Origin of the sequence: Comamonas odontotermitis (assembly GCF_020080045.1) — a bacterium.
GTDB classification, from domain to species: domain Bacteria; phylum Pseudomonadota; class Gammaproteobacteria; order Burkholderiales; family Burkholderiaceae_C; genus Comamonas; species Comamonas odontotermitis.
Genome location: NZ_CP083451.1, coordinates 4,308,789 through 4,325,563, shown reverse-complemented (window position 1 = coordinate 4,325,563; position 16,775 = coordinate 4,308,789). Strand labels below are relative to the sequence as shown.

Sequence of the window (16,775 nt, the reverse complement as noted above, 5' to 3'; positions counted from 1 at the left end):
AAGCGCAGGTAACGCAGCTGCAGCGTCTCCATGGCAAGATGCACGCTTCTTTCACTGCTGCGCACGCTCATGGCTCCAACCGATTCCAGCCCCCGCATGGCCCCCGATATGTGGGCGTTCGAAGCACTCTACGCCCAGCCCCCGCAGTTGGATGGCGAGACCCTGCGCGCCGCGCTGGCCGAGCGCCTGGGTGAGGTCGAGCTGGTGTCGAGTGGCGACACCATCCTGCTGGCGCTGCGTGACTACACCGTTGATTACAGCGACAAAAAGGGCGTGCCCAGCGAGATCGCCATCATCCGTGCCGATCAGCCACTGGATGCCGCCGAGTACGCCAGCGCACTGGAGCAGACCTGGGATTGGCCCGAGAAGGAGGCGGCGCTTGCGCAGTGCCAGCACTGCGTGCTGGTGAGCGAGTTCATGGGCCGGGGGCTGGGTACAGAGGAACGCCTGGAGATTCTGCAGGCTGTCATGCATGTGCTGATCGGCAACGGCGGTATCACCGCCATCAGCCAGACCAATGCGGGCTGCCTGCTCGATCCGCAGCGCTACCTGCAGGCCCATGCGGATGGCTTCCTTTACTACGGCGTGCTCAATGTGCGTTTCTTCAACATCAGCAACCGCCCCGGCGAGATGCTGATGGATACGCTGGGTGCCACCGCCTTTGGCGTGCCCGATGTGCAACTGCACTTTCAGACCCTGGAGCCGGCCGAGGTCTCCCGGTTTCTGTTCAATACCGGCGTGTACCTCATCCAGCACGGCGATGTCATCCAGGACGGTCACACGCTCACCAGCATAGACGGGCAGCACAAATGGCCGTGCCAGCATGAGGACGCATTGGCAGCACCAGAGCGGGTGGTGGTGGATGTGCGGGCTGGGGACAGGCTGCCGACGAAGGATTGACCCTGTCATGCAGTCTCAGCACGAACAGGCAAGCCCGTCAACGGCTCCCACGCCGGAAATTAGTCATGAGCAGCGCTTGTGCACTTTGGTGCAGTCTTCCGAAACGCTGATGGCCGCATTGAGGGCAATACGCTCCCTGGGATTGCATTCCTGGTGCCTGGGTGCGGGCATCATCAGGGCAATGGTGTGGGACCACCTGCATGGATATCACGAGCCTTCAAGCGTGCCGGACGCAGATGTTGCCTTTTTCGACGCGCTCGCCCCGCACGGCCTTGATGTCCAGCTTGCGCAGCAACTGAGCGCCTTGCTCCCGGGCTTCAGGTGGGAGGTGGTCAACCAGGCACAGGTGCATACCTGGTATCCCACGGTTTTCGGGCAGGAGGTGGCACCATTGACCTCTTTGGTGGACGGTCTTGCCACATGGCCGGAAACGGCGACCTGTGTGGGCGTCTACCTGGATCTGGATGATGGCCTGCATGTCGTCGCTCCCTTCGGCCTGAGCGATCTGTTCGAGATGCGACTCCGCCACAATCCGCGCAGGGTGCCTTTTGAGGCATTCATGCACCGTGTCCGGTCCAAGCGTTTTTTGGAGAGATGGCCGAAACTGACCCTCTGCAACACATGAGCCGCTCTGCTGTCACCCATCATTCCTGGGTATGCGATAGCCATCTTTACAAATTGCCTCTTGAAATTCCTTTTTATAAGATATATCTTAGATGCATCTTAATGAGGAATTTCTTCCATGCCACATCCACACCATCACTTTCACCACGACCACCATCTGTGCAGCCCGCGCGGACGACATGGCGATGAGGGCGGGCCGGGCCGCGGCCATCACCATGGCCCGCGCGGTCACGGGCCCGACGCCGAGCGCCATCTGGCGCACAAGCGCGAGCGCATGTTCGAAGCCGGGGGCCTCAAGCTGCTGGCGCTGCACCTGATCGGCCAGCAACCGAGCCATGGCTATGACGTGATTCGCGCAGTGGGCGAGCTGGTCGGCGGCGATTACCAGCCGAGCCCCGGCACCATCTACCCCACGCTGAGCTATCTGGTGGACATGGGCCACGCCACAGCCAGCGAATCCGCAGGCGGGCGCAAGCGCTACACCATTACCCCGGAAGGCGAGCAGGCCCTGACCGAGCAGGCGGATGCGCTGCAATTGCTGCTGGCACGTCTGGCCCGAGGCAAGGACCGCGATGCCCGCCAGCGCCCCCCGCAACTGGTGCGCGCCATCGAGAACTTCAAGATGGCCCTGCGGCTGAAGATGGCGGGTGACGGCGAGACGGCGCTGTCTGCTGCGCAGGTGGACAGGATTGCCGCGCTGCTTGATGAGGTGGCGCTGAAGATCGAAAAGGTCTGAACGCTGAATGGCCCCCATTTGCAGTGCCTTTTTGACAGGGCTGCCTGAAAAACGCCGATTGGGGTTTATGGGTAAGCGGATGATGCTACTGAAAACATAGCCAACACAGACGCGCGGAATGCGCAAAGGTGGATGCGCACTGACGCGAACAGCTGCCAGCCTGCGTTATGCTGGAGCAGGTGTGCTCTGCACCCTTTTACCGCAACAAATAAGCAGATCGATATGCAGCGACGTCAATTGGTAGCAAGCGGCCTGGCCGCTGGTTTTGCAGCAGCAACGGGCCTGGGGTTGGCCGGTTGCGCCCACAGGGTGGCCGCCCATCCCAAGGCGGACAAGGCCCTGGCAAGCGCATTGGCCGGTATTGAAAAACAAAGCGGCGGGCGCATGGGCATCTATGTGTACGACGCCGTCACGGGCGGCGAGGCTGGCTGGCGTGCGCGCGAGCGTTTCCCGATGTGCTCCACCTTCAAGACCCTGCTGGCGGCCCATGTGCTGCATCTGGCGCAGGACGGACAGGTGGATCTGGGCCGACAGGTGGCTATCGCGCAGACCGATCTGGTGACTTACTCGCCGGTGACCGAAAAGTACGCTGGTCAGCCTGGTGGCATGACGGTGCTGGAATTGTGTGAAGCCGTGGTCGTGCTGAGCGACAACACCGCCGCCAACCTGATTCTGGGTGCCACTGGCGGCCCTGCCGCGCTGACCGCCTGGCTGCGCAGGGAGGTGAGCGACAAGACCACGCGCCTGGACCGCACCGAGCCCAGCCTGAACACCGCCGAGCCGGGCGATGAGCGCGATACCACCACGCCGCAGGCCATGAACCGCACATGGCAGGCGCTGCTCCTGGGCGATGTGCTCAAGGGCTATGGCCGCGCCATGCTGCAGCAGTGGCTGATCGACAGCCGCACCGGCGACAAGCGCGTGCGTGCCGGCCTGCCTGCGGACTGGAAGGCGGGAGGAAAAACCGGCTCGGGAGCGCACGCCACCTTTGGCGACACTCTGATCGTCTGGCCCAATGCGCGGTCTGAAGGCCTGATCATTTCCGCCTATCTGACCGGGGGGACGCAGAACTTTGCACAGGGCGATGCGGTGCTGGCCCAGGCGGGAGCCGCGATTGGACAGTGGTACCAGCAGATACAGAACGAGAACGGCTGATTTCTAGCGGCCAATGGCGGCGCCATGGCGCATCAGACATGGTTGCCCGGCTTTTTCCGGCCCCCTGGCACCAATGCTATGAATGCGTCTTTCCCATAAAAAACGCCACCTGTATCTGCACAGGCGGCGTTTTTTCATGGGCTTTCAGCGATTCAGCGCTCGGCCCGGCGGCGCTGGCGCCATGCAAAGCCACCTACCAGCGAAGTGAGTAGTACCAAGGCGGCCGGATGCAAGGCCGGCACAGGTGCAGGCTGTGCAGCACCGCCTGCCTGCCACGTCATGGTTGCCGTGCGCACCTGCAGTGCCTTGGCACGGGCAGACTTGATCTCACTGTCGGCAGTTGCGGTGATGGTGTCCACACCTGCCACGGTGCTGGTGTAGCAGAGTTTGGCAGCACCTGCGCTGTCCGTCGTGAAGCTGCTGCTTTGCGTGTTCACCCCGCTGACCACAAGCGTCACCGCCTGATTGGGGACAGGCTGGTTGTTCGTATCGGTCAAGGTCGCCGTAAAACACTGGGTGATATTGACTGGGCTGGTGAGCGCGATGGGCGAGAGATTCAGCGTCTGTGACAGGGGCGTTACCGTCCACGCTGCCGTGGAGGTCTGCTTGAGCGGGCCGCTGGTTGCCGATACCGTGTCATTGCCCGCATTGGCTCCGCCATAGCAAAGCTGGGCCTCGCCCGCCGCGTTGGTGGTTGCCGAGCTTTGCTGGGGGTTGACGCCTGCAACGTCGAAGGCGATGGCCATGTTGGCCAGAGGCTGGCTGGCGGCATCGACCAGCGTGGCGACAAAACACTGCTGGGTATTGATCGGGTTGCTGGCGGTTGCAGGTGTCAGGGTCAGCGTTGCGTCGCTGGCGCTTTGCAGCCATTTCACATTGGTCGTCGCAGATTTTCCGCCAGCAGACAGCACCAGGGTATCGGTGCCTGCCATGCTGCTGGAGTAGCAGAACGGTGCTTTGCCCGAGGCGTCGGTAAAAATGCTGGAAATCTGCGGGTTGACTCCGGAGAGTGTGACATCCACCTTCACGCTGTCCAGGGGGGCGTCCGACATATCGGTGACGAGGGCGTTGATGCAGTACTGCTCGTTCACCCAGCGGGTGGCGTCTTCTGCGGGAGACAGCTTGATCTCCTTGATATTGGAGATCTTTGCCAGACCCAGGCCACCCACATAGCCATATGAGTCATAGCTGGTAAAGCCATAGATGGTAACGCCGACGCCGACAGGTGAGCTGATGTGGTATGAGCCAGGGATCACGTTTTTGTTGACATAGAAGAAATCACCCTGGGGGCTCAGAATGAAGTCTGTCTTGGGAATCAGCACTCCATCCAGCGATACATCCACGGGTTGTTGCGTGGCCGGGTCGATAGGGCTGACGATGCCGAGGTAATTCTCGGTAAAGCGGGGCGAGGCAGGATCGGCATCCGCTGTCGCCAGGGTGTAGTCATTGATGTAGAGGCCCGCTGGAGGCACCAGCATCATGAATGGGTCTCCCGTGGGGTTGGTGGGATCAAAATCCTTGCTGTTGGCATACTGGATGACCGACGTGGGTTTGCTGGTCTGGATGGAAAGCGCTTCCGTGCTGTTGAGCTCGTGAAACGCCCCAGCACCAATGGTGGCAACCACAACTCCGTTGACCGTGATGGTCGTATCTGCCTGGTCCGCCAGGACGCGGTATCTTGCCCCGCCCGACCGGCTGGCGAGGGGCGCCATGAAAAAGCTCGTGCCCCATGATGTCGTGGGAATCATCTGCTCCGTCAACATATCGCAGGCCGAATACGATGTCGGAATATTGACGCAGGTGGCACCCGACAGGACTGCAATCGGCAAGTTCGACGTGACAGAGCTGCCAGTCAGGTCATTTGCCGAGAGGATCTGGTACGTCTCTCCCCGATTGAGGGTGATATTAATGGGGGTGTTGGCAGGGTTGGCGAGCACCGCTGCCGTGGGAGTGATTGTGATGGTGCTGCCGTCTTGGGTGGCAACAATGGCCGTTGACGACTGGTAGCCCGGTGTCGGAATGTAGCTTGCCACGCGGTACGAGTTGCCAAGCGCAGCAGTCGGCAGGGAGAGGAAGGCGTCAGTGGTAAAGGGCTGGTTGTTGAGCCCGTACAGGCTGATCTCCTTGTCGGAGCTGACATGGATGCCCTTCTTCTCGATCACCATGTTGGTGGTGAGTTGGCTTGAGGGTGGCGCCTGTACCCGCAGCACCTGGTTGGGGGTGGTAGTGAACGGCTGGCTCGTTCCGGTTTCCAGAAATTCAATCGTCCCGGTAGCTGCCTCTGTGCTCGAAATGAACAGATCCAGCGACTGAACCGTGGTGTTGTAGTTCTGGGTGAAAGTCGCGTAAAAGTCTGTGCCTTTTGAGGTGAGATTCTGTGCCCAGGCGATGGGCGTACAGGCAAGCGCCACTGCGGCAAGGCCAATTGAGCATGCCTTTCTCAAAGTTCTCTTGACGTCCATGTGTTCCTCCATCGAAACCCCGCCCGAGATCCAGGAGGCAGAGTTCGTGTTTTTGATTTGAAAAATTGATCAACATTGAAAGATTAGTAATAAATGGTGATTTAATCAATAGATTATCTATTTGATAGATAAATACTATCTTTATAGGTGTGACTTCTCGGAGGGGATGGGTGCGGGCAAAGCTGCGCAGGGTTCGGTGAACCCCTTGCTTGCTTTGCAAATGAAAACGCCGGCCTGCAAAGCGCAGCCGGCGTCGGGTGCTATGAATTCAGGAAAGGGCTATTCCAGATACATCTGTGCCAGCCGGGCCTGCGCCTTGGCGTCCACACCCAGCACCTGGCTTACATAGGAGGGCACGCTGCCGTACTGCTGCAAGACCGGGTCAAGTGCGGCAGTCAGAAAGGGCTCCTGCACTTTCCACAACACATTGAGCACTTCTTCGGGGATGTGGCTAGCCGCGGCGCGGGCTTCTGCGGGGCGGTGGTAGTACTGGTTGGTCAGCAGGTAGTCGTGCACCACCACATCGCGCGGCACACCCAGGGTCATCAGCAGCAAGGTGGCGGCCCAGCCGGTGCGATCCTTGCCTGCGGTGCAGTGGAAAACCAGCGGCTTGTCACTTGCCAGAAGCATCTGGAAAAACTGCGCAAACTGGCCAGCGTTGTCGTGGATGAAACTGCGGTAGGTGTCTTGCATCAGCTCGATGGTGTGCGCCGCGCTCAGGTTCTCGCCCTGCTGCAGTAGCGTGAAGGCGCGCTGCACGACAGTCGGTTCGATGGCCAGCGAATGGTGCAGCAGGCCGTCGATGCGGTAGTTGTCGATGGTTTGCTCACGCTGGCCGCGAAAATCGGCACTGCGGGCCACGCCCAGCTGTTGCAGCAAGGTGCGCTGCGATTCTGTCGTCAGGTGCGCCAGATGGTCGGAGCGAAACAGGGTGCGCCAGCGTACCTTTCCGCCATCAAGGCCCTGGTAGCCGCCCAGGTCGCGGAAATTGGTGGTGCCTGCCAGCGGCAGGTGGCGTTCGGGAAGTGTGGTGGCCTGTGGTTGCGGCGCCACCGCCGCGTTCATCGTATCCATGCAAGGGTTATAGCCCACTCTCGTGACACAGCTGTCGTGCAGGTGATTGGTAGGGGCAAATCGAAGACCTTGCCGGCACACCATAGCGCGCTGTGGGTGGCCGCTTTTGTCGCTATTGCGACCTGGGCTGGGGTAGTGCGTGGCAACATCGGCGCCATCTGACTGCAAGGCGCCGATATGGACTTTTCTCTCTCTCCCCAACTGCAAGCGCTGCGCGACAAGACGCGCCAGTTCATCGCCGAGCAGGTGATTCCGCTCGAAAATGACGAGCGCCAGTCGAGCCACGGCCCAAGCGAGGCACTGCGGCGCGAGCTGGTGGGCCGCGCGCGTGCTGCAGGCCTGCTCACTCCCCATGCATCCAAGGCGCTGGGCGGCCTGGGCCTGAGCCATGTCGAAAAGGCGGTGGTGTTTGAGGAAGCTGGCTACTCATGGCTCGGCCCTACGGCCCTCAATATCCACGCGCCCGATGAAGGCAATATTCATCTGATGGAGGAGGTGGCCACCCCCGCGCAGAAAGAACGCTGGCTGCGCCCGCAGGTGGCGGGTGAACTGCGTTCCTGCTTTGCCATGACCGAGCCCGCGCCTGGCGCCGGATCGGACCCGGCGGCGCTGGCCACCACGGCGGTGCGCGATGGTGACGATTACCTGATCAGCGGCCACAAATGGTTCATTACCGGCGCGGAAGGCGCCGACTACGCCATCATCATGGCGCGCACCGAAGACGGCGGCGCCACCATGTTCCTCTCAGACATGAACCGCCCCGAGATTGTGCTGGAGCGCAGCATGGATGCGATGGACGCGTGCTTTACCGGCGGCCATGGCGTGCTGCGCTTTGACGGGCTGCGCGTGCCAGCGGGCGACATCCTGGGCGAGGTGGGCAAGGGCTTTCGCTACGCGCAGATTCGGCTGGCGCCCGCGCGCCTCACACACTGCATGCGCTGGCTGGGTCAGGCCCGCCGCGCGCAGGACGTCGCCCTGGCCTACACGCGCCGCCGCGCCGCCTTCGGCAAGCCGTTGGCATCGCACGAAGGCGTGGGTTTCATGCTGGCAGACAACGACATGGACCTGCATACCGCGCGATTGCACATCTGGCACACCGCGTGGCTGCTGGACCAGGGCGAGCAGGGCAACTACGAATCAAGCCGCGCCAAGGTGGTGTGCTCCGAGGCCGAATGGCGCGTGGTGGACCGCTGCGTGCAGATGCTGGGTGGGCAGGGCGTGACCATGGAGACACCGGTCATGCGCATCTTCATGGACATGCGGGCCTTTCGCATCTACGACGGCCCGAGCGAAGTGCACCGCTTCAGCATGGCGCGCAAGCTGGTACAGGCGGCCGAGAAGGACCCGGATGCAGAGCGCGGCGTGCCTGATGCGATCTGCACCATTCCTCCACTGCTGCATTGACGCTATGAAAACGGAAGCTATTGACGCAAGCCAATTGAGCGCAGTGCTGCAAAAGTACCTGAAGGACACAGGCCTGACGCAAGGCGGGCCTGTGAGTGTCAGTGTGCTCGCTGGCGGCCAGTCCAACCCCACCTACCGCGTGCAGGCAGGTGACCGGCAGATGGTCCTGCGCAAGCAGCCGCCGGGGCCGCTGGTGGCGGGTGCGCACGCGGTGGACCGCGAATACCGGGTCATGCACGCGCTGGCGGGCAGCGATGTGCCCGTGCCCCGCATGCTGGCCTATTGCGGCGACCCGCAACTGCTGGGCACGCCGTTTTACCTGATGGAGTTTCTCGAAGGCCGCGTCTTCATGGACCCGGCCCTGCCGGAGCTGGGCCGCACCGAGCGCGCTGCGCTGTATGGCGAGATGAACCGCGTCATCGCCGCGCTGCACCAGGTGGATATCGATGCCGTGGGTCTTGCCGATTACGGACGCCACGGTGGCTATGTGGCACGCCAGGTCAAGCGCTGGGGTCAGCAGAGCCTGCAGCTGTCCGTGCCCATCAACGATGCCATGCGCCGCCTGATCGACTGGCTACCCCAGCACCTGCCGCAAGGCGATGCAACCACGCTGGTGCATGGCGATTACCGGCTGGACAACCTGGTGTGGCACCCCAGCGAGGCACGCGTCATTGGCGTGCTGGACTGGGAACTTTCAACCCTGGGCGATCCGCTGGCCGACCTGGCCTACCATGGCATGGCGTGGCGCGTATCGCCTGATCTGTGGCGCGGCATCGGCGGGCTGGATCTGGCTGCGCTCGGCATTCCGGATGAAGCGCAGTACCTGCAGCTGTACGCCAACGCAACGGGCCGCAGTCCTGGGGCGTTGTGGGAGTACTACCTGGCCTTCAACCTGTTCCGCATGGCCGCCATCCTGTACGGCATTGCACAGCGCGCTGCCGATGGCACGGCGGCGGCGGCCGATGCAGTGGCCACTGGCGCCAAGGCGGGGCCGCTGGCCGAGCTGGGCTGGCAGTGCGCGCAGCGCTTCATGCGCCAGCAGCGATAGCGTTGCCGTATTCAGCGCGCCGCATTCCCTGGTACGACCGATAGATTCTCTGGCACCACCTGCTCTTCGCTGCCCGCAGGGCATGGGGCATCGGTATAGATGGTCTTGCCGTTCTGGATGCATTTGCGTGGCTGCGCCGGCACAGCTGCAGGCTTGCCTTGCGCATCAGCTGTACGGCGCGTCTGACTGCGTTTCTGCTCATCTGCGGAGGGCGGCGGCGGACTGGATGCCTTCTTGAGCAGGGCGCTCGCTGTGTCCCGGGCTTCGTCCAGCACTGCCGGGCCGCGCCAGGCAACGATGGCAGTAACCATCGCCAGTGCAATGGCCAGGCCCAGAAGGATGCGGTGGGTGCGGCGAATGTACATGGGGCTGTCCAGTCAACACAAGGCTATTGGCAGGCCAGTGCAGCCTGGGGTTTGGGATGGCTGCGGCACATCATCTGCTCCGAGGCCTTGAAGATATGCGCCTTGACGGAGGGCATGTCCACGAAGCCTCCTATGTTCAGATGAATGGATTTGTCGTAGGTGTTGTCAAACGTGAAGAACTCCAAGGCTTCGATATCGCCGCGCTTGCGCTCCTTGTCATAGAAGGTGAGGGCGCGCTTGACTTCGTCCAGCACACGAGACTCGATCAGCAACTGAGGCTGGCCCGGCTCGATGTTCTGTCTGGCGTCGAATTCCAGCACGCCGTTGTTGCTGGACTCGGTGACCAGGATGATCTTGGCCTTGCTATTTGCTTTGGCGATTTCCTTGCGCAGCATGTTCGTGGCAGCGGCCATGCGGCATGTGTACAACTGGTCCAGCAGGTGGCGGTCCTTGTCCCGGGCGCTATCGATGGACGCATTGCCGTTGCCCGCAGCGGACTGGACGATGGGGCCATCCTGGTAGAAGGAGAGCTGCGCACGCAGTTCGGATACCTTGCTGAACTTTTCGATCTCGCAGGCTCCGCGCGGAGCGTGCTTTTGCAGCTCGGGCAGCATGTTTTCGTAGAGCGCGTCCTGCAACACGGTGGACAGGTAGAAGTCGAACCCGAAGAGGTCATACCCTTGGGGCAGGCCACCGGCCAGATACATGTTGCCAGCGCTGTCATAGGTGGTGAGGCGGTGTTTCTCGATGTGCTGCAGCCATTGCAGTTCGTCCGCCGCGGCAGTGCCGGCCTGGGCCTTCTCGCTCAAGGCCTGATAGTACTGGTCGATGCTGCGCACGTACCGGCTGGCCTCACGATCCACCATTCTGGCAAAGTCGGCATTGACCATGCCGCTGGCAAAGATCACCCCCAGCTTCACATTCTGGATCTGGTACTCGGCAAACAGCATGCGCAGCGTCTTTGCCGTGCGCTCCAGTTCTGCCTTGGAGATGCCGTTGAGATAAGGCTCGTCTGCAACAAAGACCGTCGCCACCTGGGCCTGGTAGCGCTGGATCAGCTCCATGTAGGGCCGCAGGATGGCGATGGCTTCCGGATCGGGAGGGATGTCGCGCAGCTTGTTGGACGCAAGCGGTGCGAGCAGCTTGCGCTGCCGCTGCGCATCCATGCCATATTCGGTAGTGAGTTGCGCGGGAGGCCGGATACGGTTGAGCACCGGCCCCAGGTCCAGGTCCACCCGGGTGTTGCTGCCCACCACTTTCTGAAGCCGCCCCTCCAGCAGGCCTGGCTCAAAGACGTTGATATGGGCGCCTGCTACCTTGCCGATGAGTTCTGGGTTGATGCCGTCGGGCGTAAACACAGCGATGTGCGCAGGCACATCTCCGCGTGGGTACAGGGCCGCGACGGCGATCGCCGCGCCGATGGCGCAGACAGCGGCGGCAGCGAAGAGGGCCTTCTTTCGCACAATCGGCCGCATCAACCCAGATGCTGGCCCAGAACGCCAGCCAGCTCGAACATGCCGATGCTGTCCTTGCCGAACACGGGGCGCAGTTTGTCGTCGGCGAGGATGGTGCGCTTGTCCTTGGGATCCTGCAAATTGTGGGCCTTGATGTACTCCCACATCTTCTTGACGGCCTCGGGGCGAGCTACCGGCGCGCTGCCGATCACGGCGGCCAGGGCTGCGCTTGGCGTCTTGCCCGATGCGGCGGTGGTCTTGCGGGGGGCCTTGGTTGCAGTCTTCTCTGCCGTTTTCGTGGCCTTGGTGGCCTTTGCACCCGTCGTCTTGCCTGCGGTCTTGGTGGCCGTCTTGGCGGCCGCTGTCTTGCGCGCGGGGAACTTGCCTTCGCGCGGCTCGAACTCGAAGTTCACCTTGCCGGCTTCCTTGTCCCAGGCCAGGAAGGCCTTGAAGCTGCGGCGCGTGCGGTTGGAGATGAACTTGTCCAGCAGGTCGGTCTTGCCGGTGGCCAGCAGCTTGGCCATCTGGTCGCGCTCGATCGGTTGCTGCAGGATGATCTGGCCGCTCTTGAAATCGCAGCTGGGCGTGGGCTGCTGGGCTGTGGGTACGGCCTTGCTGCACACGTAGTTGGCGCCATGCTCGAACACCGGCGCGCCGCACTTGGGGCAGGCGCCCAGCGCGTTCTGGCTGCCAAAATCGACCAATTCGCCCGATTCTTCGTCCGATTTGTTGTCTTCAAACACGAACTCGAACTTGAAGTTGTTGTTGTCCTCGTCGCGCACGATGGCCACTTCGGCGGCAAACGGCCAGCCTGCCTTGGAGCGGAAACCGTCCAGCGGTCCCAGCTTGCGGTCGCGCAGCAACTGGTCGGCCTCTGCAGTCTCGAAAGTGCGGCCTGCGGGCGACTTGGTGAACGAGAAGCCGCAGCCTTCGCCATTGCCGTGGATGCCGGTACAGGCATAGCGGCGGTAGTTTTCCTTAACGACGCCGCCGCAGTTCGGGCAGGGTGCGGACAAGGTGGCGTAGTCGCCGGGAATGGTGTCGCGGTCGTATTCCTTGGCCTTCTTGACCAGGCGCTCGGTCATGGACTGAATCTCGGCCATGAAGGCTTCGCGCGAGAGCTGGCCCTTTTCCATCTGCGCCAGCTTGTATTCCCATTCGCCAGTGAGGTCGGCGCGCGAAAGCTCTTCCACCTCCAGGCCGCGCAGCAGGGTCATCAACTGGAAGGCCTTGGCTGTGGGGATCAGCTCGCGGCCTTCGCGCAGCATGTATTTTTCGGTCAACAGGCCTTCGATGATGGCCGCGCGCGTGGCTGGCGTGCCCAGGCCCTTTTCCTGCATGGCTTCGCGCAGCTCGTCGTCGTCGATCTGCTTGCCGGCGCTCTCCATGGCACCCAGCAGGGTCGCTTCGGAGTAGCGGGCAGGCGGCTTGGTCTTGAGGACCTTCGGATCGACGGGGTCGGCGAGCGGCTTCTCTCCGGGCTGCACCGGCACCAGGTTCTGGCCCTTGTCGCCGTCCTTGGCGTCTTCCACTTCGTGGGCGGCTTCCTTGCCGTAGATCGCCAGCCAGCCGGGTTTGACCAGCACCTTGCCCTCGGTCTTGAAGTGGTGCTGCTCGACCTGGCTGATACGGGTGGTGACCTGGTACTCGGCGCTGGGGAAGAACACCGCCATGAAGCGGCGCACTACCAGCGTATAGAGCTTGTGCTCGGCGTCGGAAAGTGCTCCAGGAGCCTGTGTGGTCGGGATGATGGCAAAGTGATCGGACACCTTGCTGTTGTCGAAGATGCGCTTGGATGGCCGGATGTAGTTGGCTCCGATGGCCTGCTGCGCAAAAGGCGCGAGCTGCTGCATGCTGCTGTGTGCCAACATCTCGAAGGTCTGGCGCGCCACAGGCAGGTAGTCCTCAGGCAGCGCGCGCGAATCGGTACGCGGGTAGGTCAGGGCCTTGTGCCTTTCGTACAGGGCCTGGGCCAGGGCCAGCGTCGTCTTGGCAGAGAAGCCGAACTTGCTGTTGGCTTCACGCTGCAGGCTGGTCAGGTCGAACAACAAGGGCGAAGCCTGTGTGGTGGGCTTGCTCTCTTCGGTGACGGTGGCAGGCTTGCCACGTGCGGCGTTGGCAATGGCCTGCGCCTCCTGCAGGCTCCACACACGGTCGGCCTTGGCCTCGGCGTCATCGCTCTTCTTCCAGGCGGGGTTGAACCATTTGGCTGGGTAGTTGCCGGCCTGCGCACCGAATTCGGCGTGGATTTCCCAGTAATCGCGGCTGACGAACTTGCGGATCTTTTCCTCGCGCTCCACCACCAGCGACAGGGTCGGGGTCTGCACGCGGCCCACGGTGGTCAGAAAGAAGCCGCCATCGCGCGAGTTGAACGCCGTCATCGCACGCGTGCCGTTGATGCCCACCAGCCAGTCGGCTTCGGAGCGGCTGCGTGCTGCGTTGGCCAGGCCCTGCATCTGGCTGTCGGTGCGCAGCTTGCCAAAACCCTCGCGGATGGCCTGCGGCGTCATCGACTGCAGCCACAGGCGCGTGATGGGCTTGCCCAGGCCGCCCTTGGCACCACCGGCGTACTGCTCGATCAGGCGAAAGATCAACTCCCCTTCGCGGCCCGCGTCACAGGCGTTGATGAGGGCGGTGACATCCTTGCGCTTGGCCAGCTTGACCACGGCATTGAGGCGCGTCTTGGTCTTGTCGACGGGCTTGAGCTCGAAATAGGGGGGGATCACCGGCAGGTGGGCAAAGCTCCACTTGCCGCGCTTGACATCGAATTCTTCCGGCGCCTGGATCTCCACCAGGTGACCCACCGCGCTCGTGACGATGTAGCTGTCCGACTCAAAGTAGTCGTCGTGTTTGGCAAATTGGCCTGCCACCGGCGTCAACGCGCGGACGATGTCTTGCGCAACGGACGGCTTTTCTGCAATGACCAGGGTCTTGGACATGGGTTCACTCTCATCAATCTGGGGTCTGCCAACGCTGTGAATTGCTGGCTCTCTGAGCACGCTCTTACAATGCACGCTTCACGCGCATGTGCGCGGGCGCCTGCATGTACGTACGCGCACATGCGCATGTGCTTATTTTTAAAGTAGCAGAAAAATTCCCATGCCGAGCAATGTCCCCCATTTTTCAACAGGCCGCCGTATCCAGGTACGGCGTTCCGGCGTGCACGGCAGGGGCGTTTTTGCGCTGCAGGATATCGCAGAAGGCGAAGTGATTGTCGAATACGCGGGCAAGGTCATCAGCTATGAGGAGAGCCAGCGCCGCCATCCGCACGATCCAGCCCACCCGAACCACACCTTCTTCTTCCAGATCGACGGCAACCGCGTGATCGATGGCGGCGATGGCGGTAACTCGGCCCGCTGGATCAACCACAGCTGCGATCCCAACTGCTTTGCCGAAGAGGTGGAGGATCGCATCTTCATCAGCGCGCTGCGCAATATCAGCGCTGGCGAGGAGCTGGGCTACGACTACGGACTCATCATCGAAGAGCGCTACACCGCCAAGCTGAAGGCCGACTATGCCTGCCATTGTGGCGCGGCGGACTGCCGGGGCACCATGCTGGCACCCAAGCGGGGCTGGAAACCCAAGGGCCCCGCCAGCGACCTGGCCGAGCCTGGCCAGAAGCCCAAGACAGGCGGCAAGACCACAGCGAAGGCCAAGGCTGAGCGCAAGAACAAAGCCAAGGCAGACCCGAAGCCAAAATCGAAGGCCAAGCCAAAAGCCAAAACAGAAACCAAGCCAAAGGCCAAACCCAAGGCCAGACAGGCCAGAACTTCCGCAAAGACCCGCGCATGACCGCAGCCAGCCAGGAGCCCATCCGTTGGCCTGCAGAGGCCATCTGGCAGGCTGTAGAGCCACAGTTGCCGGGCTTCACGATCGAGATCGTGCCCAGCATCGACTCCACCAACACCGAGCTGATGCGCCGCGCGCGTGAGGGCCGGCAGGAGCCGATCCTGCTGGTGGCCGAGCAGCAGACGGCAGGCCGTGGCCGCCTGGGCCGCCCCTGGCGCAGCGAAGTGGGCGATTCGCTGATGTTCTCGCTGGGCCTGCCGCTCGCGCCGCGCGATTGGTCCGGCCTGTCGTTGGCCGTGGGCGTGAGCGTGGCGGAAAGCCTGCAGCCGCAGGTGCCTGCTGCAGGCAACGCCACGCTGCAGGCGCCGAAAATCGGCCTCAAGTGGCCCAACGACCTGTGGCTGACGGGCGACCGCAAGCTCGCCGGCATTCTGGTGGAAACTGCAAGTTTCATAGCAGGCAGTGCCCATACAGCAAGCGCAGGTGGGTATTTTGATCCGCAACAGGCGTTGCGCTATGTTGTGATCGGCATCGGCATCAATGTGCGTGCGCCGCAGGGCGATGGCCTTTCCACCGTGCCCGGCAGTTTGCAGATGGTGGACGGCCGTTGGGATGCGCCGCAGGCGCTGGCCGCCGTGGTACCCGCGCTGGTGGCTACCGTGCAGGCGTTCGCCCGCCAGGGATTTGCGCCGCTGCAACAGCGTTTTGCTGCACGTGATGCATTGGCAGGCCGTGCGGTAAGCTTGAGCGATGGCACCCAGGGAGTCGCGCAGGGCGTGGCCGCAGATGGTGCGCTGCAGGTGCAGACTGCCGCCGGTCTGGTGGGCGTGACCAGTTCCGAGATCAGCGTACGCCCCCAGGCGCCGATGCAGGGCTGACGCACGGGCGGTGCAGACCAAGACAAGGGAAAAGTCGGGATGATTCGTTTTGCCATCGTGCTACTGTTGCTGGCCAATGCGGGCTACTACGCGTTTTCGCACGGCATGCTGCGCAGCCTGGGCTGGGCGCCTGAAAACCCGGCCGAGCCCGAGCGCCTGCAGCAGCAGGTCAATCCCGAAGCGCTGCGCATCATGACGCGCGAGGAAATGGAGCAGGCGCAAAAACAGGTGCAGAGCGCGGCGCCTGCCGCTGAGGCGCCTGTGAACCCAGCCTCGGAAGCAACTGGCAAGCCAGCAGTTGAGCCCGACAAAGCGGCAGAAAAGCCTGCGGACAAATCGACAGACAAGCTGGCCGAGAAGCCTGCTGAAAAGCCCGAAAAGCCCGAAAAGCCAGAGAAACGGGAATGCCTGGTGGCAGGCAGCTTCGATGCCAAGCAGGTGGAGGCGCTGCGTCTGCAACTGGCCAAGTTGCCCGAAGGCAGCTGGAAGCTCGACTCCACCACCTCTGCGGGCCGTTGGATGGTCTATGTCGGCAAGTTCAGCAGCCAGGATGCGTTGGACAAACGCCGCGAAGAGTTGCGCGCGCTGGACATCAGCACCGACCGCGCCCGTCTGGCGAGCCTGGAGCCTGGCATTTCTCTGGGGCGTTTTTCCACCGAGGAAGCCGCAGAACGCCACCTGGCCGCCATGGGCAAAAAGGGCGTGAGCGGCGCCAAGGTGGTGGTGGACCGGCCCGAGACCATCAATTACACCCTGCGCCTGCCACGCGTTGATGCTGCCACCAAGAAGCGCGTGCAAAGCTGGCATGTGATGGATGGCAAGGACCTGCAGGCCTGCTCCTGACAGGAGCGCCCCGCTTTCCAGCCACAGGCTCAGAGGGCATTGG

Annotated in this window: 14 protein-coding genes; 9 read left to right on the top strand and 5 right to left on the bottom strand. The window is 62.5% G+C overall.

The features are described 5' to 3' along the window. The first annotated feature begins 69 nt into the window (after window positions 1-69). The 4 genes from LAD35_RS19825 (at window position 70) to bla (ending at window position 3,415) form a co-directional block, all read left to right on the top strand. Window positions 70-900: a DUF4261 domain-containing protein gene (locus tag LAD35_RS19825; RefSeq protein ID WP_224150640.1), complete on the top strand. Its 831-nt coding sequence runs from the start codon at window positions 70-72 to the stop codon at window positions 898-900. Window positions 901-907: 7 nt separating this feature from the next. Beyond that, a complete protein-coding gene (locus LAD35_RS19820) occupies window positions 908-1,525 on the top strand; it encodes a nucleotidyltransferase family protein (RefSeq protein ID WP_224150639.1) in 618 nt (205 codons plus the stop codon). A 117-nt stretch (window positions 1,526-1,642) separates the two neighbouring features. Further along, a complete protein-coding gene (locus tag LAD35_RS19815) occupies window positions 1,643-2,260 on the top strand; it encodes a PadR family transcriptional regulator (RefSeq protein WP_224150638.1) in 618 nt (205 codons plus the stop codon). A gap of 222 nt (window positions 2,261-2,482) precedes the next feature. After that, a complete protein-coding gene (bla, locus tag LAD35_RS19810) occupies window positions 2,483-3,415 on the top strand; it encodes a class A beta-lactamase (RefSeq protein ID WP_224150637.1) in 933 nt (310 codons plus the stop codon). Window positions 3,416-3,567: 152 nt separating this feature from the next. On the opposite strand, the gene LAD35_RS19805 is transcribed toward bla, so the two are convergent. Together LAD35_RS19805 and LAD35_RS19800 are read right to left on the bottom strand one after the other, a co-directional pair. After that, window positions 3,568-5,877 carry an IPTL-CTERM sorting domain-containing protein gene (locus LAD35_RS19805; RefSeq protein WP_224150636.1) on the bottom strand — a complete coding sequence of 770 codons (2,310 nt, stop codon included), beginning with the start codon at window positions 5,875-5,877 and terminating at the stop codon, window positions 3,568-3,570. Window positions 5,878-6,156: 279 nt separating this feature from the next. Continuing rightward, window positions 6,157-6,951, bottom strand: coding sequence for a tyrosine-protein phosphatase (locus LAD35_RS19800; RefSeq protein ID WP_377779261.1), 795 nt, complete (start codon window positions 6,949-6,951; stop codon window positions 6,157-6,159). 177 nt (window positions 6,952-7,128) lie between these two features. Here LAD35_RS19800 and LAD35_RS19795 point away from each other — a divergent pair, with 177 nt between their 5' ends. Both LAD35_RS19795 and LAD35_RS19790 read left to right on the top strand, forming a co-directional pair. Continuing rightward, window positions 7,129-8,355, top strand: a complete 1,227-nt coding sequence (locus LAD35_RS19795; protein WP_224150635.1) for an acyl-CoA dehydrogenase family protein — start codon at window positions 7,129-7,131, stop codon at window positions 8,353-8,355. A 4-nt stretch (window positions 8,356-8,359) separates the two neighbouring features. Beyond that, a complete protein-coding gene (locus tag LAD35_RS19790) occupies window positions 8,360-9,403 on the top strand; it encodes a phosphotransferase family protein (protein WP_224150634.1) in 1,044 nt (347 codons plus the stop codon). An 11-nt stretch (window positions 9,404-9,414) separates the two neighbouring features. Here the strand turns inward: LAD35_RS19790 and LAD35_RS19785 are convergent, their stop codons facing one another. The 3 genes from LAD35_RS19785 to LAD35_RS19775 are packed head-to-tail and all read right to left on the bottom strand — an operon-like array spanning window position 9,415 to window position 14,161. Beyond that, window positions 9,415-9,768, bottom strand: coding sequence for a hypothetical protein (locus tag LAD35_RS19785; protein WP_224150633.1), 354 nt, complete (start codon window positions 9,766-9,768; stop codon window positions 9,415-9,417). Window positions 9,769-9,791: 23 nt separating this feature from the next. Then, window positions 9,792-11,243, bottom strand: coding sequence for a hypothetical protein (locus tag LAD35_RS19780; RefSeq protein ID WP_224150632.1), 1,452 nt, complete (start codon window positions 11,241-11,243; stop codon window positions 9,792-9,794). Further along, window positions 11,243-14,161, bottom strand: a complete 2,919-nt coding sequence (locus LAD35_RS19775; protein ID WP_224150631.1) for a DNA topoisomerase III — start codon at window positions 14,159-14,161, stop codon at window positions 11,243-11,245. Before LAD35_RS19775 ends, LAD35_RS19780 begins: the two co-directional genes overlap by 1 nt. A gap of 160 nt (window positions 14,162-14,321) precedes the next feature. Here LAD35_RS19775 and LAD35_RS19770 point away from each other — a divergent pair, with 160 nt between their 5' ends. The 3 genes from LAD35_RS19770 to LAD35_RS19760 are packed head-to-tail and all read left to right on the top strand — an operon-like array spanning window position 14,322 to window position 16,732. Then, window positions 14,322-15,014 carry an SET domain-containing protein gene (locus LAD35_RS19770; RefSeq protein WP_224150630.1) on the top strand — a complete coding sequence of 231 codons (693 nt, stop codon included), beginning with the start codon at window positions 14,322-14,324 and terminating at the stop codon, window positions 15,012-15,014. Beyond that, entirely contained in the window at window positions 15,011-15,889 is an 879-nt protein-coding gene (locus tag LAD35_RS19765; protein ID WP_224150629.1) for a biotin--[acetyl-CoA-carboxylase] ligase, read from the top strand. Before LAD35_RS19770 ends, LAD35_RS19765 begins: the two co-directional genes overlap by 4 nt. A 39-nt stretch (window positions 15,890-15,928) precedes the next feature. Next, window positions 15,929-16,732: an SPOR domain-containing protein gene (locus LAD35_RS19760; RefSeq protein WP_224150628.1), complete on the top strand. Its 804-nt coding sequence runs from the start codon at window positions 15,929-15,931 to the stop codon at window positions 16,730-16,732. Window positions 16,733-16,775 lie beyond the last annotated feature (43 nt).